14 protein-coding genes and 1 riboswitch are annotated in these 21220 nt (G+C 51.0%); all 14 genes read right to left on the bottom strand.

Annotated elements, in window-relative coordinates:
* Positions 1-11: 11 nt before the first annotated feature.
* A complete protein-coding gene (locus ACYUJT_RS24470; protein WP_460327345.1) occupies positions 12-776 on the bottom strand; it encodes a type III pantothenate kinase in 765 nt (254 codons plus the stop codon).
* Positions 777-782: 6 nt separating this feature from the next.
* Entirely contained in the window at positions 783-1649 is an 867-nt protein-coding gene (gene nadC / locus ACYUJT_RS24465) for a carboxylating nicotinate-nucleotide diphosphorylase (protein ID WP_460327343.1), read from the bottom strand.
* The gene (nadB, locus tag ACYUJT_RS24460) at positions 1639-3255 is read right to left on the bottom strand and encodes an L-aspartate oxidase (protein ID WP_460327341.1); all 1617 of its coding nucleotides are present in this window, start codon (positions 3253-3255) and stop codon (positions 1639-1641) included. The genes nadC and nadB overlap by 11 nt, the downstream gene beginning before the upstream one ends.
* Positions 3256-3294: 39 nt before the next feature.
* Positions 3295-4233, bottom strand: coding sequence for a quinolinate synthase NadA (nadA, locus tag ACYUJT_RS24455; protein WP_460327339.1), 939 nt, complete (start codon positions 4231-4233; stop codon positions 3295-3297).
* Positions 4234-5188: 955 nt separating this feature from the next.
* Positions 5189-7333: an ATP-dependent zinc metalloprotease FtsH gene (gene ftsH / locus ACYUJT_RS24450; RefSeq protein ID WP_460327337.1), complete on the bottom strand. Its 2145-nt coding sequence runs from the start codon at positions 7331-7333 to the stop codon at positions 5189-5191.
* Between the two features lie 102 nt (positions 7334-7435).
* Positions 7436-7975 carry a hypoxanthine phosphoribosyltransferase gene (gene hpt / locus ACYUJT_RS24445; RefSeq protein WP_460327335.1) on the bottom strand — a complete coding sequence of 180 codons (540 nt, stop codon included), beginning with the start codon at positions 7973-7975 and terminating at the stop codon, positions 7436-7438.
* Positions 7976-8035: 60 nt separating this feature from the next.
* On the bottom strand, positions 8036-9469 hold the full coding sequence (gene tilS, locus ACYUJT_RS24440) for a tRNA lysidine(34) synthetase TilS (RefSeq protein ID WP_460327377.1): 1434 nt from the start codon (positions 9467-9469) through the stop codon (positions 8036-8038).
* Positions 9470-9526: 57 nt separating this feature from the next.
* Positions 9527-10468, bottom strand: a complete 942-nt coding sequence (locus ACYUJT_RS24435; RefSeq protein WP_460327374.1) for a serine/threonine protein kinase — start codon at positions 10466-10468, stop codon at positions 9527-9529.
* Entirely contained in the window at positions 10452-11195 is a 744-nt protein-coding gene (locus ACYUJT_RS24430; protein WP_460327333.1) for a vWA domain-containing protein, read from the bottom strand. Before ACYUJT_RS24430 ends, ACYUJT_RS24435 begins: the two co-directional genes overlap by 17 nt.
* Positions 11196-11351: 156 nt before the next feature.
* Positions 11352-15098 (bottom strand): non-ribosomal peptide synthetase family protein, encoded by a 3747-nt coding sequence (locus ACYUJT_RS24425; protein ID WP_460327331.1) that lies wholly within the window; start codon positions 15096-15098, stop codon positions 11352-11354.
* 75 nt (positions 15099-15173) lie between these two features.
* Positions 15174-16937 carry a methyl-accepting chemotaxis protein gene (locus ACYUJT_RS24420; protein WP_460327328.1) on the bottom strand — a complete coding sequence of 588 codons (1764 nt, stop codon included), beginning with the start codon at positions 16935-16937 and terminating at the stop codon, positions 15174-15176.
* A 192-nt stretch (positions 16938-17129) separates the two neighbouring features.
* Positions 17130-17218, bottom strand: a riboswitch (cyclic di-GMP riboswitch).
* A 176-nt stretch (positions 17219-17394) separates the two neighbouring features.
* Positions 17395-19896 carry a stage II sporulation protein E gene (gene spoIIE, locus ACYUJT_RS24415; protein ID WP_460327326.1) on the bottom strand — a complete coding sequence of 834 codons (2502 nt, stop codon included), beginning with the start codon at positions 19894-19896 and terminating at the stop codon, positions 17395-17397.
* Positions 19897-20277: 381 nt separating this feature from the next.
* Complete coding sequence (locus ACYUJT_RS24410) at positions 20278-20757, bottom strand: S1 domain-containing RNA-binding protein (RefSeq protein WP_460327324.1); 480 nt, start codon at positions 20755-20757, stop codon at positions 20278-20280.
* A 114-nt stretch (positions 20758-20871) separates the two neighbouring features.
* Positions 20872-21219: an FtsB family cell division protein gene (locus tag ACYUJT_RS24405; protein ID WP_460327322.1), complete on the bottom strand. Its 348-nt coding sequence runs from the start codon at positions 21217-21219 to the stop codon at positions 20872-20874.
* Position 21220: the final 1 nt, after the last annotated feature.

Raw genomic sequence — 21220 nt, 5'->3', positions numbered from 1 at the left:
TCGTCCGACTCTTATTGATTACGTTCGTATATAATACGCAGCCCTTCCAAAGTAAGAAGCTGGTTCACTTCCTGAATCGATTCCGCCTCGCTGGCAATAAGCTCCGCCAGCCCTCCGGTCGCGATAACCTTAGGTTCGGCATTCATCTCCCGGCGAATCCGGTTTACGATGCCGTCCACTTGCCCTGCATACCCGAAAATAATTCCCGACTGCATCGCATGGACCGTATTGCGGCCGATGACTTTCTTCGGCTTCTCCAGTTCGATCCGCGGCAGCTTGGAAGCACGCTGATACAGCGCCTCCGTGGAAATCCCGATGCCCGGCACGATGGCTCCGCCCAAATAATTGCCGGCCGCATCAATGCAATCGAAGGTCGTGGCCGTTCCGAAGTCGACGACAACGAGTGGACCACCATACTGCTCTACCGCGGCTACGGCATTGACGATGCGATCTGCGCCAACTTCGCGCGGATTCTCGTACCGCAGATTAAGTCCCGTCTTGATGCCCGGCCCGACGACAAGCGGTTTTTTGCGCATATATCTCTCGCATAGCTCTTCGAGCACATGCATCAATGGAGGAACAACCGAGGATATGATGACCCCCTCAATATCGCCTACAGCAATTTTGGACATTTGAAACAAATTATGAATCTTTATCCCGTATTCATCGGCTGTAGACTGCCGGTTGGTGCTGAGTCGAAAATGGTGAAGCAGCTCTCGGCCCTTGTAGATTCCCAATACGATATTCGAGTTGCCTACGTCTACTACAACGAACATGCTGCTTTACCCCTCTTTCTTCTCGTTCAAATCCAGACTAATGTCCAGACTGTCAAAAGAATACGTCAATCTTCCGACAGAGATAACATCCACGCCGCTCTCGGCGATCCCATGGATCGTTTGCAGCGATACATTCCCCGAAGCCTCTACCGTAACATGAGGAGCTCTCGCCTTAATCCGGCGAACCGCTTCCTTCATCAGCTCAGGCGCCATATTATCTAGCATAATAATATCCACCCCGGCCGACAAGGCCTCGTCTACCTGCTCCAAATTTTCTGTCTCAACCTCGATGGTCATCGTATGAGGAATCGCTGCGCGGGCCCGCTGCACGGCTGGGGCAATTCCCCCGGCGCCTTTAATATGGTTGTCCTTAATCATGACCGCGTCATACAACCCGAAACGGTGATTGGAGCCGCCACCTACGCGAACCGCATATTTCTCCAGCGTCCGATGCCCGGGCGTAGTTTTCCTTGTATCAACAAGCCGCACCGGCAGCCCATGCAACGCATCGACATACTGCCGCGTCCGCGTCGCGATTCCCGACAAACGCTGCAGCAAATTCAAGGCAAGCCGCTCTCCGGTCAGAACGCTGTGCGTACTGCCCTCCACCTCGGCCAACACCGTTCCCTTGCTTACGGCATCCCCATCCTTTACCAAGGGCTTAAATGAAAGCGAAGGATCTACCAATTCAAAGACAAGAGCTGCGACTGGCATGCCTGCCGCGATCCCATCTTGCTTGGCATGGATGATTCCCTTGGATTGATGTCCAGCAGGAATCGTTACAGCTGCTGTAATATCGCCTGAGCCGACGTCCTCTTTCAGCCAGTGGCGAATGGATTCCATCAGGCCTTCATTATAACCGTTAAACATCATCGCTCATTTCCTCCAACATTCCTTTTTCCCGCTGCTGCAAAATATGCTTGCGCCACCCCGTGTCATCCCGCTGCGGATAATCTTCACGATAATGGCCGCCGCGGCTCTCCTTCCGGGCTAGCGCAGATTCAGTCAGCAACAAGGCGCATGTTAGCATATTAGCATATTCCCACTGCTCCCGGGTATGGAGAGCTGCGTTGAATATAGGCAGTTGGTGGCGCAGTTCTTTGAGTCCTTGAGTCAGACCCTCCTCGCTGCGGCGTACACCAGCTTTTCGCACCATAAGCTTCTGCATCTCCAGACGCCGTTCTGCGATCGGCCGCGTGACCGCATCCTCGCGCGCCTCCCGGCATTTTATGCCTTCGCCTGTTCCCGCTAGAGGAGGCAGCTCCGAGATCCGTTCAACAATGCGCCGTCCGAATACGATCGCTTCCGACAGCGAGTTGCTCGCCAGCCGATTTGCGCCATGAACTCCTGTCGAGGATACCTCGCCACAGGCAAACAAACGATTCACGCTCGTCTCGCCGTGAAGCCCGGTACGAACTCCTCCCATCATATAATGCGCAGCCGGCGCCACGGGAATCCAGTCGGTCGTCATATCAAGCCCATATCCAAGACAAGTGTCATATATTGTCGGAAAGCGGTGCTTAATCGTCTCAGGAGCCTCGTGCGTTATATCCAGAAAGACGAAGCTAGACTTCGTCTCCTCCATCTCGCTGACAATGGCGCGCGCCACGATATCGCGCGGGGCAAGCTCCAGCAGCTCATGGTACTTCTCCATGAACCGCTCGCCTTTCACGTTGCGAAGCACCGCGCCTTCCCCGCGAACCGCCTCGGATATTAAGAAACGCGGTGCGCCGGGATAACATAACGAAGTCGGATGGAACTGAATGAACTCCAAATCCCGAAGGACGGCTCCAGCCCGGTAAGCGATGGCTACTCCATCCCCGGTAGCCACATCCGGGTTCGTCGTGTATCGATACAGTTGTCCGGCTCCGCCGGAACATAGAATTGTCGCCAGACCCCGCAGGAACACACGCTGTCCGTCAGGACGCTGCACAAGCGCCCCGATGCACTCATTCCCCTCCGTAATCAGATCAATCACGAAATGCTCATTCCAAATCTCTATATTGGAGTGGCCGGCTAACTGCTCGGATAATGCACGGACGATCTCATAGCCTGTCGCATCTCCATTGGCATGCAGGATACGGCGATGGCTATGGGCTCCCTCCCGCGTCAAGGCCAGTTCTCCGTTCTCTACATCAAAAGCCGTACCAAGCGTAATTAAATCCTGTACGCAAACTGGCCCCTCATTGACTAGAATATCCACCGATGACGAGGAACATAGCCCTGCCCCGGCCATCAGTGTATCCTGTCTATGATATGCCGGCGAGTCCTCATCGGAAATAACCGCGGCAATACCTCCTTGCGCATACCGGGTGTTGCTCTCCAGCAGCGCTTTCTTGGTAATGACGATGACGCGGTGGCGCTCGCTAGCTTTAATAGCGGTATACAGTCCAGCGATGCCTGATCCGATCACAATGACGTCCGTCTCCACGGCAGGCAGCTCATTTAAATCAAAATCAACCAAAAATCGTGGTATCATTACACAGGTCACCTATCTTGAACAAGAGAGTAGCGCATGCTACTTAACTTGTAACATGCGCTCTAGGGAAGTTCTGGCTTTGTCGGCTACGGCAGGCGGCACGTAAATTTGTGGCTGCATCGTCTCCAAGCATTTGACCAGTTTTTTCAAGTTGTTTACTTTCATATTTGGACAGACGAGGAATTTCGTAGCGAAATGGAATGTTTTATCCGGACTATCCTTACGTAATTGATATCCCGTTCCATCTTCCGTTCCCACAATGAATTCCTTGCTGCTGGAATTTTTACAGTATTCTAAAATAGCTGTCGTACTGCCGACAAAATCGCCCATGGCAACCACTTCAGGACGGCACTCCGGATGAACCACGAATTCCGCGTTAGGGTGCTTCGCCCTCATCTCTACTACATCCTTCACGGTTAGCATGTCATGCGTATTGCAGTAGCCTTCCCAGATGATCATCTTCTTGTCGGTATGCTGTTGTACGTAGTGACCCAAATTCTTATCCGGTACCCAAATGATTTCATCAGAGTCGATCGAATTGATCACCTTAACCGCATTGGAAGACGTACAGCAAATATCCGTCTCGGCTTTGATCTCGGCGGAAGAATTAATATAAGTGACGACCTTAGCGTTTGGATGCTGTGCCTTCAACTTGCGCAGGCCATCCACGTTAACCATGTCCGCCATCGGGCAGCCCGCACGTTCGTCGGGAATCAGCACCGTCTTGTTCGGCGCCAAAATCTTCGCGCTCTCCCCCATGAAATGGACGCCGCAAAATACGATCGTATCCGCATCCGTCGATGCGGCCTTCTGGGCTAGCAGGAAAGAGTCACCTCGGAAATCGGCAACCTCCTGAATTTCGTCACGCTGATAGTAGTGCGCCAAAATAATTGCATTACGTTCCTTCTTCAACTGCAGCAATCTCTCCCGCAGCTCGCGGTTCATTTCCGCCTTCCGCTCTAATGCCAGAGCTTCCACGATGATCCTCCCCCTTAATCCATTCATCCGCCGTTTCTCTCTATATAGCGGGATTGCATGCCTGCGTTATCGATATTAATTACATCATAATTCCCTGGCAGCTAAGAAGAACGTATAAATTTTCACGTTGCTTGCCATGTAGTTGCCGAGGATGTGAAATTCGGTACGTTCTTATTCATGAGAATACCGATGATTCACTCCATTGTCACATTACATTGTTTAACAACTAATTTACACAAGGTGGGTAACCCTGTCAATCGACCTGAATCCATAATACATTAAATTTAAAGATAAATGTCTGATTTATTAGTTATTCTCGGCTGACAATAATCCTGCTGGGCAAATAGCTCTTCGCCATCACTCTAGCAAACCATTTGCCGCTGGTCGCAAGCAGCTAACTGCTGTACCGAACCTATAAGTTCCCCAAGACCAGACCGGGACGTGAGAAAGAGATGTGAGGCCGTGATGTAAGGCCAAGACGTGAGGCGAGACGTGAGAACGAGACGCTAAGTCTAAACCAAAATCAGGCCGTGAAGTCAAGCCTACCATGACTATGCCGCCGAAACTAAGAAACCGAGACTTCATGCCAAACCGAAAATTTCTAACGAATCTCACGATCGCTATTTGTTTAAACATAACCTCAGGCAAAATGTAACGAAACCAGGTAACGTTATTTCATTCTTTACCGCTCCAAATAGCGGATAAACCGTAAATAGCGTGGCTGAAATTCGTTAGATTCAAAATCATAGCAAATATGTGCAAATAACGTGGATGAGATTTGTTAGATTAAATTAGACTGGTTAGACTCAAATAACAGGCAGATGCCTCCTTCAAATCGCCTTGCGATTATAGAATTGTTCAGCTGCACTGAAACTTATAAATTACATAATGGCAAAAAAAGAGCAACCCCTGGTATACAATCCAAGGGCTGCCCTTATTTGTTTGTAATCGCCGACTATACCGTCGGATTATTGTTTCCGTTGTTGCCGTTGCCTTTGTTCGGGTCTTCCCCATCAGGACGGTCAGCATCCGGTAGATCGTTAACTGTTCCATCCGGCGTATTCACAACCGGATCGCTTGTGATATCATTCGCCGATCCATTAGGCACATCATTAGGGATGTCGCCGGTCGGGATGCCTGAGGCGCCTGAGGAACCATCCTCTGGCTTACCTTGGATACGAATGCGCACATCACCGATATTATCGACGATCGGCTCGCCCGATTCTCCCGAATTATCGCTGCCTTCGCCGCCTTCGCTAGGCTCAAGCAATTTTCCATGTTCGATCAATTGCTTGATTTGATCCAGCTCCAGCGTCTCCTTCTCGAGCAGGGTCTGCGCGATAAGGTGCACTTCTTTGGAGTGCTCGGTCAGAAGCTGCTTACAACGCTCATACATTTCCGTAATGAAACGATGCATTTCCTGATCGATTTCATAGGCGATTTGATCACTATAGTTCTGTTCATGGCCGATATCGCGGCCCAAGAATACCTGGCCTTGCGATGTGCCGAATTGCATCGGTCCGAGCTTCTCACTCATACCGTATTCTACAATCATGCTGCGTACAATGCTTGTCGCTTGCTGGAAGTCACTGTATGCTCCAGTACCGATTTCGCCGATGAATATCTCCTCAGCTACACGGCCGCCCAGGAGACCCGTTACCTTGTCAAGCAGCTCCTGCTTCGTGACAAGCATCCGGTCTTCCTTCGGAAGCATAATAACATAACCGCCCGCACGTCCGCGTGGAATAATAGTTACCTTATGAACCATATCCGCATGCTCCAGGAAGTAGCCCACGATCGTATGGCCAGCTTCATGATAAGCAACAATCCGTTTCTCGCGATCGCTGATTACGCGGCTGCGCTTCTCCGTACCTACGATGACGCGGTCGATGGCTTCATCAACCTCTCTCATCGAAATGTCCTTGCGATTGCGACGTGCAGCGAGGAGCGCCGCCTCATTAAGCAAGTTCTCGAGATCAGCACCCGTAAAGCCAGTTGTGCGCTTCGCAATGATATCCAACCGGACATCATTCGTAAGCGGCTTGTTGCGGGCATGTACCTTAAGTACAGCCTCGCGGCCCTTCACATCCGGACGATCCACCGTAATTTGACGGTCAAAACGTCCCGGGCGCAGCAGCGCCGGGTCAAGAATATCCGGGCGGTTCGTTGCCGCAATAATGATAATGCCTTCATTCGCACCAAATCCATCCATCTCAACGAGCAACTGGTTAAGCGTCTGCTCCCGCTCGTCATGACCGCCGCCGAGGCCAGCGCCACGCTGACGTCCAACAGCATCGATCTCATCGATAAAAATAATGCAAGAAGCTGATTTCTTCGCATTCTCAAACAAGTCCCGCACCCGAGAAGCACCGACACCAACGAACATTTCCACAAAGTCGGAACCAGAAATGCTGAAGAACGGAACGCCGGCTTCACCTGCCACCGCACGAGCGAGCAGCGTTTTACCGGTACCCGGAGGCCCTACGAGCAATACCCCTTTAGGAATACGTGCCCCAACGGCAGAGAATTTGCGCGGATCCTTCAAGAACTCAACAACTTCGACAAGCTCCTGCTTCTCTTCGTCCGCTCCAGCTACATCTTCAAATGTAACCTTCTTCTTCTCCTCGTTATACAGACGCGCCTTGCTCTTACCAAAGTTCATGACTTTGCCGCCGCCACCCTGCGCCTGATTAAACAGGAAGAAGAAGAGAATAAACATAATCGCAAGCGGCAGCAGTGAGGTCAGGAACGTAAGCCAGATGCTTTGTTCCTGCATCTTCTTCCAGTTCAACTGAAAGCCGTTCTGCTCACTTAAATCCACAACTTCCTTCAACACATTCGGGTCGTAAGGAATATAAGTCGTGAAACTCGTCGTTTTGCTCTCTCCGACGGCTTGCTTATATTTACCGGTTACCAAGTAAGCGTAACCGTCAAATTTCCCTGTCATTTCCTGAACGTTATCGGCTTTCAATTGCTGACGCAATTGATCATATCTAGGGGTGTCGGCCGTTTCATTTGTGCCGGTTAGGATTTGGACGATGCCCACCACGACTAAGAAAAGTATTAAATAAAAACCAGAATTCCGGATGAACCGATTCATCCCCTGCCTCCTCTCAAAACAACTTAAGTTATTTTACCATAGTCCCTTACTCATTATCAAAAAAGTCGCAGGCGATGTTCGGCCAAAGGCCAGATATAGGCTTTAGCTCTTGTACACTTCTGGCTTCAACACTCCGATGTAAGGAAGATTACGGTACTTCTCAGCATAATCCAGCCCATAACCGACGACGAATTCATCAGGAAGCACGAATCCCGACATATCGGCCTCCAAGTCGACCGTACGTCCTGCTGGTTTATCAAACAGAGTAACGATCTTTACGGAACTGACCTTCCGCCGCTCCAAAACATCCACCAAATAGCTAAGGGTCAGGCCGCTATCGATAATATCCTCCACGATCAGAATATCGCGTCCCTCTACAGAGGTGTCCAAATCCTTGATGATCTTGACTTCGCCGGACGATTTCGTTGACGCCCCATAGCTGGATACAGCCATGAAATCAAGCTCAAGCGGTACCGTAATTTCTTTAACGAGATCCGCCATAAAAATAAAAGCGCCCTTCAGAATGCAAATGACAAGCGGATTGCGTCCTGCATACTCTTCACTAAGACGCTGTCCTAGTTCGGCTACTTTATCCTGAATCTGTTCCCGGGTAATTAAAATTTCCTTAATGTCGTTCTGCAAAATAAGTAGACCTCCTACGTTATACTATGAATGTCTTAACCCGGCGATAACCCGATGCTATTACTCAACATCCCGAACCATAGTCATCAGCAAGACGGAGGACGTATGCTGTCCGACCGCCGCGATTGAAGACCTCCGAATGCCGGGAATCCATAAAATCCGGCCCTGGCCATCGGCGACTATAGGTATACGGGAACGAAGAGAGGGAGGTACTTTCTCATCGATAAAGATGTCTTTCACCTTCTTGGTGCCGTTTAGCCCCATGACCTTCATCGTATCCCCCGGCTGACGGGAACGCACTGTAAGCGGATAAACCAGCTCATCCGCATCAAATACCGCTCTGTCTTTACCGTGCGTCATTGTACTCATAGCGTCTTGCCCGGCCGCGGTCTGCGTAAACAACAGGTTGGTGCCTAAACCTTGAATTGCAACTTCCGCCGGAATGGAATCCACGCGGTATGTATAGCGAAGGTCGTCGTTCCCCCCCGCTGCATTAGGTATAAACCTAACGGTGTCGTATTCACGAACACACTGCAGCCCACCCCCGAGGTCAAGACTCCATGTCGTGGGAGCACTTTGAATCGCCCCTTGACGAACACGTTCTATCTTGACAAAATCGCTTTCTTCCATGTAGAAAGGCAGATAATTTAATATTAGTTTAATCAACCTCCGTTGTAAAGCGGCATGTAAGGTGCCAAATGGCCCGATTTGAAAGGCCAGGCCTTCACCGTCCAAGGTGACCAGCTCCTTATATGCCCGGTCGGTCAATTGCTGCAAATAATCATCTTCCTCGCCAAGCGTATCTGCCAGACGATTCAGCGACTCAGCCAACTGTCCATTATATTGCCCCAAAAATGGCAGCACATCCAAACGAACTGCATTTCGAGCATATTTATTTTGCAGATTGCTGCTGTCTATTCGGTAAGGAATCCCTGCATCCTGGCAAGCCTTCAGGATTTCTGCTTTATAACTCCGCAGCAAGGGGCGAATCAGATGCACGTTCTGCTCCCGCCGTTTCATCCGCATTCCTGCAAGCCCGGATGTGCCGCTTCCGCGTAAGATGCGCATCATTACCGTCTCTGCCTGGTCATCGGCATGATGGGCCAAGGCAATGGAAGCCGCTCCGTATTTGCTTGCTACCGCATGCAGAAATTCATATCTCTTCTCCCGTGCCGCCAGCTGCGTTCCCTTTCCGGATTTCTTCATATATGTAGGGATATCCAAATTCGCTAATTCACAAGGCAAATCAAGTTGCTTTGCCAAGCCCTGCACGAATTCCGCCTCCTCACGAGACTCTTCAGGCCGGAATCCGTGATTGATATGCGCGCAAACGAGGGACAACCTCTGATCGGTTCGCGAGGCTATGGCATGCATAATATGAAGCAACGCGACCGAATCCGGCCCTCCGGACACCGCGACAACGATACAATCTCCGGGAGACCATAACCCGTGCTCCTCACCGGTACGACGAACGCGTTCCACCAAGGGGTACATGCTGTAATCGTCCAATTGTCTCCCACCTCACCAACTGATTAATCCAGGATGCTTGGATCAGAACCGAAGGGCCATGTACAGCGCATAAACCAGCAATGTTACAGATACCGCGAAAGCGCTGATGATCCAGCGCGGCGTTGCTGTCTTCTTCGCCGGTTCCGGCCGGGAGGCCGTCACAAGTTCCTTCCATAATGAGCAAGCCTCCGCCGTATCGCGGAACTCCCCTTGAATCGCCCTCTGCAGCCACTCTCTGTAGTTGGCTAGCGAGGGGGTTTTATGCACGATAGCAAGCAGATCGCCAGAACTTCTCATTTGCGGCAGCTGGGTTGCAGCATGCTTTAAAGGCTGCTCGGCAAGCAGGTGTATGCATACAACGGCAAAGCTGAACCAATCATAGGATGGCTCTGCCGTACGGCCCCCAGCATTCCAGAAGCCCCGATCATACCACTCCGTAAACTGCTTGACACTACGGCCGATACTGCTTACGCCGCCATAATCGATCAGCTCTACTTCTCCGTAAGTTCCAACGAGAACATTCTCCGGCTTCAAATCGCCGAATACCCAGCCCGACTCATGCAAACGACGGAGCTGCCGAAGCAGGTTCAAGCCAGCAGCATCCATCCATCGGCCTCCGCGCCTGGCGAGGAAGGCACGTAAAGGTTCCCCCTTTATGTATCGCATCACGTAGAAAGGAATCTCCCTGCCCTGGAAGGAATAGTCGTCTACCTCGACCAGATAGCCAGGATTATCCCGCCTAACGGGAGCATGCCTTCTTCCTTGGCGCTGCAAGGCTTTTAACACATTAATTTCCGACTGAATATCCACTGTATCAAAACCCATTTTGAGCGCGTACAGTCTTGCACTGTCCACCTGCTTCACCAAATACACGACTCCGTTAGCCCCTTGGCCTAGCAGCCGCTGGATGAGATAGCGTCCGCCTCTCCAGCGACCGGTAATGAGCGTTCCCTGCGGCAGATTCAGCTTAAACGACGTAGTCACCGAGCATTCCTTCCCCTTCATCGGATTTCTCCGGCCAAGCCACTTTTCCGTTTCTATCCAGTGTACCATACCGGAAGAATTCCATCACCTTCTTGATCGCAGGCCCAGTAGGAGTTGCTCCCCGCATCACCAATCGATGAAAGATCGATCTGGCACCCCCGAGATCAATCGTCCAATCCAGATCGAGAACGGCATCTTCGCCTCTTGGCCCCGGAAAGTGAAGGACTGCCAATTGGCTCTGTCCCTTCCTTGCTCCCAAACTGAGCATCATGTCGCGAATCGCTTCCTCGACGGCGGCAAGCTTAGGCTTCATGCTCGCGCTTGCATCAATAAGCAGCGCAACCTGTAAAGAACTGCTTTCGCTAAAATCATCGATCACTTCGACGACTTGGGAGCGTTGATCCGGCGGCAAGTCTACGATCCCCCCATTTCCCAAAATTTGTCTCAACTCTCTATTAACCGCTTGCTGAACCGTCTGAACCACCGTCTTGCGCGTCAGCATTTGCATCGTCTGGGCAAGACGCTCCGTTCCCGTGAGCTGGCTCATTCCGCCGCCTGCCTTGGCAATCTCTGAAATCTCCTGGCCACCCAGCTCACCGATCGTTCCATAGTCAACAATACCGACGACGTTGACCGTAATTCCTTCCTGCCGGGCCAAAGCCGCCGCCAAAACCGGACTTTCACCAACATTGGAGCATCCGTCCGTAATCAGCATAATTTGTCGCATTGCAAATAAGCCTCCTTCCATTCTCTCTTCTCTATCATTTCCAGAGGAATCATGATTCAAACCGGACTGCATCCGCTTTTCCGCTAAATTGCAAAAAGGCATAGACACAGGGCTCAACCCCGTATCCATGCCTTCTTCTTTTCTATTTCGACGTATTCAATTTGGTGGATCGAAATATCCAACCGCTACCGCGTGATCGATTAACTTCTTGAATAAGAAGCGATCTGGAACGGCGCAGATGATGCCAGCCGACTTGATATATTCCAGCGTTTGCGGACAACTGAAGCGGTACACGGAATCCTTTGCGCCGTCCCCTTCCAATTGAGCCATCGCCAGCTCCGTTCCCTGCCGATCCTTTGGCTGGCCAGAATTGAGCAGCCATGCTTCATATTCGGGCCAATCCATCAGGGAAATGTAGTAGCCGTAATCCCTAAACTGGTCGATCATATCTTCATATGAGATTTGCACGGGATTGCATATATGGAACATTCGCCCTGCAGTGCGATCCTGAAGCAGGAGCGCGGCTATCGCCTCACCCGCGAAGTCAATCGGTGTAATATCAACCTGCCAACTTACGCGAGGCGCTTTGCCCAGCAGAAGCATCGCCCTAAGCATACGGTAAAATGCGTTGCTGTCCATATTCGTCTGAAAGGTTCCGCTCATTGAATCGCAAGACAAATTCCCTACTCGATATACGGTAACGGGCACGCCGTCCTCTTCGCACGCTCTAACGGCCAGCTTCTCCGCCTCCAGCTTGCTGTTCGTGTATACATTATCAATGCTGAGGGAGTAATCATATGTCTCTCTTGCGGTAAAAGAGTCCCACTGTCCACTTATGGCCAAATCCTCCGGAATGCCGATCGTGGAGATGTAATGGAAACGGAAGTTATCCTTTCCTTCTCCCATCGCCAACAGGCGCTCAGTACTGCCCACGTTTACGCGGCGAAAATATTCTGGCTCCCCAAAATGACGAACTTCCGCACCGCAGTGCACCACCGAATCAATCTGCTCCCGCAGGAGAGTGTATTCCTTGCCGCTTAGACCCAGAAAATCCTGCTCCAAATCACCAGCCACGGCAATTACGCGGCCTTTCATTTTGCTTGCGATCCCGCCCCCAAAATAGGCCGTCATTACACTCAGAAGGCGTTCATAAGGCTGGATTCCGCTAACGGCACGAACTAAGCAGTAAATCATAGCCTCACTCCGTCCGAGCAGCTCATGCAGAAGCCTGGAACCGAGATATCCGGTAGCACCCGTCAGCAAAATATGCTGCTGGCTGTACGAACCCTCCGCGATACCCTGCCCGCCAAATTGCAAAGGATGCTCTGCCAAATCCACAAGCTCGGAGCCTGCCGCTGCGACCGAGCTGCCTGTGCCCTGGTCGTCCGCAAGGGACGCTACCCGTTCTGCCAGCATCGCGATCGTCGGATTAGCGAAGAAATCGCCGATTCTGAGCCCAGGGTATTTCGGCTTCAGCAGTACGAGGGCCTCCAGTATTTTCAGGGAATGGCCCCCCGCCTCGAAGAAATCCTCGTGAATGCCAATCCGGGGACGGCCAAGCACTTTCTCCCAGGCTGCAGAAATTTCTTGCTGCAGCTCATTTCCTGGGGGGATATAATCCGTCTCTTCTTCATCCCGCAAATCGCATTCGTAGAGCGCCAGCTGCTTGCGGTCGATTTTACCGGTAGGCGATACAGGCATTGCATCGATCGGAATGAAGTGGCTGGGAACCATATAGGCTGGAAGCTTGTTCTTCAGGTACGACTGCAGCCCGCTTCGGCTTAGCCCGTCCCCATCCCGCGAGGTGTAGAAGGCAACCAGCATTTTGGAGCCGTCCGCACCGTCCTTTGCGATGACTGCCACATCCTTGATGCCTTCATATTTCGCCAAATTATCCTCAACTTCTCCTATTTCTATCCGATATCCCCGGATTTTGACCTGTAAGTCTTTGCGCCCCATGTACTCGATAACATCATTCTGCAAGCGAACCAGATCGCCTGAGCGGTAATATCTTTTGCCGGATGCCGGATGGACGGGGTCAAGGATAAACGCTTCATCCGTCTTGTCCTGCTGATTCAAATAGCCTCGGGCCAAGCCCACGGAGCTGATTAGCAGCTCTCCCATGACATTCTGAGGGCAAAGCTGATTATGCTCGTCCACGATCAATATTTCATAATTCGCAATAGGGCGGCCAATGCCTATCGTAGAAACGTAATCCGGCACTACATCCTCAACCGGGTTAACGGTCGTGACGACTGTCGCTTCCGTCGGCCCGTAGGCATTAACGATCAGCGGCCGATGCTTCAGCTTCTTCTGGAATGCCCGTACGGCCGCTCCCGTAAGAGCCTCCCCGCCGATGACGAGGCTGCGGATAGACTTATATTTATCAACTTCTTCCTCGCTTAAATAGGTGGATAACTGATTAAAGAAAACGGTAGGCAATATACCGAAACGCGTTGCTCCCGTATACTCGATAGCCGCAGTAAACGCATCTACCGAATACCGCTCGTCACCTGACAGCAAATGCAACCGGGCGCCCGCATGCAAAGCACTGAATATATCGTAGACCGAAGCATCAAAGCTAAAAGTCGAATACTGCAAAATAACGTCCTGTTCATGGAGCCCCAACTGTTCCGCCGTAGCAGCAGCCAGATTGATAACGCCGATATGCGGAATCAGCACTCCCTTCGGTCTGCCCGTCGTGCCTGAGGTATAAATCACGTAGGCGATATCATCTGCTTGAACGGCCACCCTTACCGGCTTGACTGGGTAATCGCCGAGATTGCCGTCCAGACAAAACACCTTGTACACCGCTTGGCTCTGCTCCCGATCAGGCCGCCCCTCTTGATTATCCAGCAGGGACGCCACTTTGGAAGCATACCGCTCTTTCGTCAGGACAATAGCAGAGCGGGTGTCCTGGATAATATATGCGTTTCGGTCGTCGGGATGCTCCGGATCAAGCGGAACGTATGCCCCGCCAGCTTTAAGCACGCCAAGCATGCCAACGACCGCCTCCAGGCTCCGCTCCATAAAGATCGCCACGAAATTTCCGGGAACAAGCCCGGAGCTTAGCAGCATTTGCGCCACCCGGTCCGATTCTACATCCAGCTCCGCATAGCTTATTTCCCGCTGGCCGGACGATAGGGCAATTCGATCAGCGAACCGCTTCAGAGACAAATCCAACAGCGTTGAAATGCTCACCGCCTCCGGCAGCGCCTTTGCCGTGTCATTCAGCCGGGCATAGGCCTCTACGTCTTCATCTGTCAATAAGGGTATCCTGCCGATTGCGACGCGTTCATCCACCAGCACGGCATCCACGATCTGTTGAAATAATGCACCGTACCTCCGAATCGTCGTCTCCTTAAATAAATTCCCCGGGTAAGCAATATGGATCAGTAATTGATCCTGTTCGGCCCTCACATCCCAGTGAAGCAAACCCGGTCTGCTGCCTTCACTCTTGCCATAAATCGCCTCCAGCTCGGGAATGGGGCCAGTAATGCCCTCAATTTCCGCTAACGGCAAGCTAGCCGCCTCGGCCTGAACGAGCTTGTCCGCAATTTGCTCATACAGATGGCAAAATAAGCTGTTACTCTCGAATACCATCCGTACAGGCAACAGATGGCCCCGGCTGCTTCCCACGCCGAGAATCAGCTCCTGCTCGCCGGTCATTCTATGCAGGAATACGTAATAGCAGGCGATCATCCATGCTCGCAGCTCATCCGTGCTCCTTAGCGCAGCATTCAGCCGTTTCATATTCAAATCCAGTGCATAAGTCGTTTCGCGCAGCTCTCTGATCTGTCCGTGTTTAGGAAAGTCGGTGTACATATCCAAACCGGACAACGGCGGCTTCAGTTCATCCAGCCAATACTGTCTGCTCTGTTGCGTCACCAGTATGGTATTCATCGTATCTACTCCTTCAGCGATCTCTCTATTTAACAACCAGTGAGCCTGGCCCGTAGCCTGGAACATATGCCGTGCTTATAGTTTCAAACCGGCGACGAGCTCCTCCAGCTTATCGGAAATCTGATTCAATTGTTCAGCGGCATTGACAATTTTATTGGAGGAATTCCGCTGCTCCATCGCCCCCGTTTTGATATCTTCGGATACCGCCGCATTACGCTCGGCCAGTTCGGCAAGCTGCTTGATGGCCACCGTGATTTGTTCTGTCTCGGCCACCATCTCCTCAGTAGCCGCGGATACCTCCTGAATTTGACTGGTTACCGCGTCGGTAGCCGATAGTATCGAGCCGAACAGTTCTCCCGTTTCTTGGACAATGCCGATGCCGACCGCAACATTATGCTCACCCTCGTTGATCGCCTGGACGGCCTGAAGGGTCTCCTGCTGAATATGCCGGACAAGCTCAGCAATCTGTTCCGCAGATTTCGCGGATTCCTCTGCCAGCTTCTTTACTTGGTTAGCAACCACGGCGAAGCCGCGGCCTTCTTCCCCGGCCCGGGCAGCCTCAATGCTGGCATTGAGGGATAAGAGCTGCGTCTGCGTGGCGATCTGCGTCATGACCTGGACAATTTCCTCGATTTCGCCTGAGCGTTTATGCAACTGCTCGATAGAATCGACCGAATTCTTGACCGATTTATGTATGGACCCCATTTGTGTCATGACCTTTTCAACCTTATCGCCGCCTTGCTCGGATTGCTCCTTCATCTGCATTGCCGCTTCCGATACAGCGGAGGTATTACCGGCAATCACATTTGCTCCGGAGGCGATGTCCTCCAGGGAAGTAGCGCTCTCCGTAATCGATTTGCTTTGGAGGGATACTTTCTCGGAGATTTCCTCGATATTATTCGTAATCGTGAGTGAACTCTCATGATTATCTTCCACGGTAGTGAACAGCACCTTGGACTGCTCTGCGGATCGAATCGACACATCCTTAATCGTCGCTACCAGTCGATTGATGTTGGCGACGGTAGAATTGAATTTAGCGTTGATCTGGCCAAGCTCATCCTGGCTCGTCTTCAACTGCACACTAAAGTCCCCTTGGCTCAGCTTGTCCAGCGCAGCCATCAGGTCCTTCACCGGGGCAAAGGTTCTTCTCATCATGATATATTGCAGAGTAAGAATGACCAGCAGGGTTGCGCCAAGAGCTAGCGACGCATATTTAAGCAAACTCTGCTGCCCCTTCATGATCAAGCTTGCATCGATGTCCATCCCCATGTAAGCAATGACATTCCCTTGTCCGTCCTGGAACGGATACAGCACCGTCAGCCATGTTCCATAATCGTCTTTATACGGCTTCGTATAAGTGATTTTCTTCGTTTGCATCATCTCGCGGACGCCCTGCACATGAAATTCCGGCTGTTCCAGCAAATCCCCCAAATGAAGGCCTTCCTCCGCGAACATATCGAGGATGAAGCTTGGGAAAGCAATCATTAGCGTCTTATTGCCATCCACCAGTTCGGAACCAAAAATATATCCCTGAGCGACATTCGGATGTGTGGCCGACAACTCATCGAACAGGAGTGTCAGCTTCTCTTGAACAGGCGATTTGGGGTCTGTATTGCCCTTGGCTTCCGCTGCTTCATCGGCGGTTACCTTCTTGCTCCAGGCTTCCATAATTTTAAGAGAATCGTTTCTTAACTGATCCGTCAGAACCCCGCCCTGAATGTAGAAGCTCGAGGTGATTAGTATGACTCCCGTCAATATGATCGATAGACTCGTGAGCAGCACATTTTTCATAACGATGCTCAATTGGGTAAACTTTCTTAGAAAACTTGGCAGCTTCATGGTAATTCTCCTTCTCCCTCTCTGAATAGATAGATTGGTATGTCTCATTTTTCCCTTCTAAAGTAAAAAAAGTGAACTACGGCGCAAAAACAACCATAGTTCACCCATTTATCGCAGACAACTGCATGAAAAGCTGCCCTCGCCGACAAGGAGCATGAGAGCTCCTGCAGAGGGCCGTCGATTTGCTTTTCTTATTGCAACTGGCTGACATTTCTCCGATTGGAGAGTAAGTCCCTATAGCTTTGCGTCACTACCTTTCGATAGCTTTGCCGAATATGAGATTAAGTTCTTTAGATGGAATATACCTAACAATAAGGTCGATATTACTATATAGTTCAAAACTTTTCCATGGAAAATAGTATATTTTACGTAATTTTTACAAATCTAGTTCTTTAGACCCCTCTCTTTCATCACAAATATTTCATATTTATAAAATCCTTTTGAATGCATTCTCCTTTCAGCTTACTGTCCGAGGGCGCTCTAACCGGCTAATGCCTGGAATATGCAGTGTCGACCACTGCGGACGTAGATGCTCTATTTTGGCTACAACGACGGTCATGTCATCATGAATGACATTTTTCTGATAGCGAATGACGGATTCGAGCAAATGATCCGCCATTTCCTGCGGGTCCTCCGTCTTAATCTCCAAAATGAGCCGCTTCATCCATAACTCCTTGTTGACCGCGTAACCTGGGGCGTCATAAATGCCGTCCGTCATCATAATGAGCGTATCTCCGGGATGCAGTTGGACAGTCACCAGGTCGATGTCGATCTCTTGAATAATCCCAATGGGCAGATTGCTTGCCGACACAGGAATCACTTCACTTCCCCGCTTGATAAAGCTAGGCGACGAACCGATCTTCATAAATGTCGTCTTAGCCGTATATTCATCGATTAGCGCCATATCCACCGTGGCATATACTTCATCGGGGGAACGCAGCATAAGTATCGAATTTACCGACTTAATGGCAATGGTCTCATCCATACCGGATTGCAAAAGCTGCTCCAATATATTGAGGGCCGTGCTGCTCTCCTGCCTGGCCCTTTCACCATTCCCCATGCCGTCGCTGATGGCCACCGCGAAGGTGCCATTGCCCAACTCCATAGCGCTGAAGCTATCCCCGGACAGCAGATCGCCGCCTTTGGCCGTTCCGGCTACGCCCGTGACAATTTCGTATGTTTTCGCCGACCCGAACGTCACCGTCGCCAATCCCTCTTTGCCCCAGTATTCCGTTTCCCCGGTCACCGCAATATGCTCGCCCAAAATATCGGATAACAGCGGAGCGATAATTTTGCGGCACTCGTCGAATCCGCGAGTGTAGGCATGCACGATTTCGATCTCCACGTTCCCTTGGTCGAGATTGATGATATCGATGCTGTAAATGGATAATCCCAGTTTCTCCAAAGCCTCGCGAATTTGCTCCTCCTGTCGGTACATCGCTTGTCCTTCCCGCTTAATCTCCTTAGCCAAGTCCTCCATCACTTGAGAGACACCCGACAATTGCTCCGCTACGAGCTGCCGGCTGTCGTATATTTGCCGTTTCCACTGCATATCATGTTGGTACAGATCGTATTCCCGCTTCATAAGCTCCAATACTTGCTCCGTCTTGGAGCAGAGCTTGCTCCAGTTCGCCGGCAAGTCCCGTCTGCTCAAACCTGGCTTCTCCTCGACGGCAGTCATCATTTCCGTCATGAATTTATAGGTCTGATAGAATTTCCCGTCCCAGCAGGCATTTTTGCGAAAGCAAGTGGCACAGGCTCCCTCCGTAACGGCGTTCATGAAATGGTCGAGCTCCTCGTTCCGCTTCGCCATATCGCCGGAACCGGCCGCTTGTCCAAAGCTGCGGGATAACTGCTTGAACACCTGCGAGAACTGCGTAACCCGTTCCGCCGTAATATCCCGCACCCGCTTGGCGTACTCATGCTGCGTCTTCGTATGATCCTGCGTGCCCGGCACATACCTCGCGATCATTTTGAAGACGCTGCCCGGAGTCAACAAGAACAGCAGCACGGCCGCACAGCTCTCCCAAGTCGAGGCGATAATATCCTTAGATCCAGTCAAGTACACAGACAGTATGGAGGAACCGAGCAGCATCCCAAAGCCGACAGCCCACTTGCGCCCCTCCCGCAGCATGCCCGCTAACATGCCGGAGAAAGCCAGCAAACTCATTTGATACAGCGCCGCCATATTGGCCAGGCTAAGAATGAGCCCCGTAACTACCCCGACGGATGCCCCTAGCGAGGCTCCGCCTACCAATGCGAATAGCAGGATTAAATACCTGGATAGAATATGCTCTGCCGACAATCCATAGATTTCCCATCCGACGAGCCCGGTCATAACCGAGGCCAGCATGATGACCAGACATAATATCTCTTCGTTTCGCAGCTGATAGCTCTTTTTTCGGAAAGTGAATAGGGGTATTGCCTGCATGAATACAAGCGTTAGAACAAAGCTTAAGACCGCATCCATAACGGTCATCGTTAAGGCATACCAGGTTAGCGAAGGACCGATAATCGTACCGAACAACCCCACGATAAAGGTTGAAGTGAACACCATCAAAGGCGCATACGTAAGCTCCGATCGCTCAAACGCTTCCATCCCCCGAAAAACTAAATAAAAAATCAACAGCTCAGCCGCAATACTTACAACATGATCGCCAGACCCAAACAGGGCACCTGCAAGGATGGAAGAAGCAATGAGTATCGCGGCATCCCGGCGAAGGAACATCATCACAGCGAAAAAGGCAGCTGCAAATGGAGACAATTCATCCAAAATCGTTGCCCTACCCAGCAGAAAACCCATCGTCAGCATTAACAGCATCCAACGGTTTTCCGCAAAGAATTGGCTTGCTCTGTTCAATCCAGGCATTTGTCTCCATTCCCTCCACCAAGGCTCTTTCACCTGCTCCTTCATCCTTCTCGTTCCCGGGAAAGCGATGACATTCCATTTTCCTCTCATCCTAGCACCACCCTTTCTAAGTTTTTAGGTATGTCCCATTATAGGGAGATGCCCTCGGAAAGTTTGTCACATATCGGAACGGATCAAAAGAAATTTCCGACAAATTGAGAGGGATTTATAAAGCGGCGCGAATGTAGGCCTGTCCTAAACTTGCGGCTCCCCAGGGGTTCCTATGTTCGCACTCGGGCAGTGAAACGGAGAGCCTATGATCTAGCGATTCCTCATGAGTTAACTGGAAAAGGGTAATAAACTGTCGGTAAAAAAATGAAGACGACAAAAAAACTGCTCTTGTCCACAAGGGATATAGGGCAGTTTAAGGAAAAAATAAAAACCGCAGGCTGTCCTTCCCGCCTGCGGTATACATCATTCATATTCAAGAAACTACATACGCTTGGCTCCGCGACCTCCGCGTTTGCCTTCGGTGTTCTTCTTCAACGAAGAAATGCGCTCTTCACTATCTTTGAGGAAGCGAGACATTTTATCTTCAAAAGTAGCTTTGCCGGCTGGGGGCTTGAACGAACGCCCTCCCCGTTCACGGTTAAATCCGCCGCCGGGACGATCTCCCTCTCTTCCGGCAGGACGATCCGGACGCGGTGCACGAGGTGGTCTAGCTGCCTCTACCGGTTTGTCCACGGCCTGCTTAATAGAAAGGCCGATCTTACCGTCCTTGTCAACGTTAATAACCTTGACAGTTACAGCGTCGCCTATCTTCAGGTGATCGTTAACATCCTTGACGTAATTGTCGGCGATTTCTGAGATGTGAACGAGACCCGTGACACCTCCTGACAGATCCACAAATGCTCCGAAATGCGTGATGCCTGTCACTTTTCCTTCTAACTTGGTGCCCACTTCAATTGCCATAAAATAAAATGATCCTCCCTTAAAAATATACAGCCAGGCCTCGAAATCATGACTGTGGTGATTTGATTATACCGAATGACGGAAACAAGGTCAACAGACGTATGTCCTGCAAAATTAGTCATTTCCCGGTGGCGATTCGGAAACCCGAACCGGGATTTCCCCAGGTTTATAAAGCCCGTATTTCTTCATTGCAATTTGTCCGATATATTCGGGGTCTTGGAGACGATTGATTTCGTACTTCAATTGGTCCAAGCTCTGCGTGGCGGCAGTCATCGAAGTGCGGCGTTCCTCCAGCTGCTGGGATTTGGCATTGATTTCGCCCGACTGGGAAATAAATGTAAACGCTGCCCAGCCAAGAAAAATGATCATAAACCCCACCCAAATCCGAAGTCGCCGTCGTGCCCCAGCCATTTGATTGGAAGCCTGACTCTTGGAATCTGTTGACACAGCTGCTTTGTGCATA

It is taken from the genome of Paenibacillus sp. YSY-4.3, from assembly GCF_054767475.1.
The sequence above is the reverse complement of the archived record's forward strand: the minus strand, read 5'-3'. Positions and strand labels throughout refer to the sequence as shown.

Excerpts from the sequence above, each read along its gene's own strand:
- ftsH (WP_460327337.1), bottom strand. The coding sequence starts at position 7,333 with ATGAATCGGTTCATCCGGAATTCTGGTTTTTATTTAATACTTTTCTTA.
- ACYUJT_RS24410 (WP_460327324.1), bottom strand. The coding sequence starts at position 20,757 with ATGGCAATTGAAGTGGGCACCAAGTTAGAAGGAAAAGTGACAGGCATC.
- spoIIE (WP_460327326.1), bottom strand. The coding sequence starts at position 19,896 with ATGAGAGGAAAATGGAATGTCATCGCTTTCCCGGGAACGAGAAGGATG.
- nadB (WP_460327341.1), bottom strand. The coding sequence starts at position 3,255 with ATGATACCACGATTTTTGGTTGATTTTGATTTAAATGAGCTGCCTGCC.
- nadC (WP_460327343.1), bottom strand. The coding sequence starts at position 1,649 with ATGATGTTTAACGGTTATAATGAAGGCCTGATGGAATCCATTCGCCAC.
- ACYUJT_RS24405 (WP_460327322.1), bottom strand. The coding sequence starts at position 21,219 with ATGCACAAAGCAGCTGTGTCAACAGATTCCAAGAGTCAGGCTTCCAAT.
- tilS (WP_460327377.1), bottom strand. The coding sequence starts at position 9,469 with ATGTACCCCTTGGTGGAACGCGTTCGTCGTACCGGTGAGGAGCACGGG.
- ACYUJT_RS24470 (WP_460327345.1), bottom strand. The coding sequence starts at position 776 with ATGTTCGTTGTAGTAGACGTAGGCAACTCGAATATCGTATTGGGAATC.
- ACYUJT_RS24420 (WP_460327328.1), bottom strand. The coding sequence starts at position 16,937 with ATGAAGCTGCCAAGTTTTCTAAGAAAGTTTACCCAATTGAGCATCGTT.
- ACYUJT_RS24425 (WP_460327331.1), bottom strand. The coding sequence starts at position 15,098 with ATGAATACCATACTGGTGACGCAACAGAGCAGACAGTATTGGCTGGAT.
- ACYUJT_RS24430 (WP_460327333.1), bottom strand. The coding sequence starts at position 11,195 with ATGCGACAAATTATGCTGATTACGGACGGATGCTCCAATGTTGGTGAA.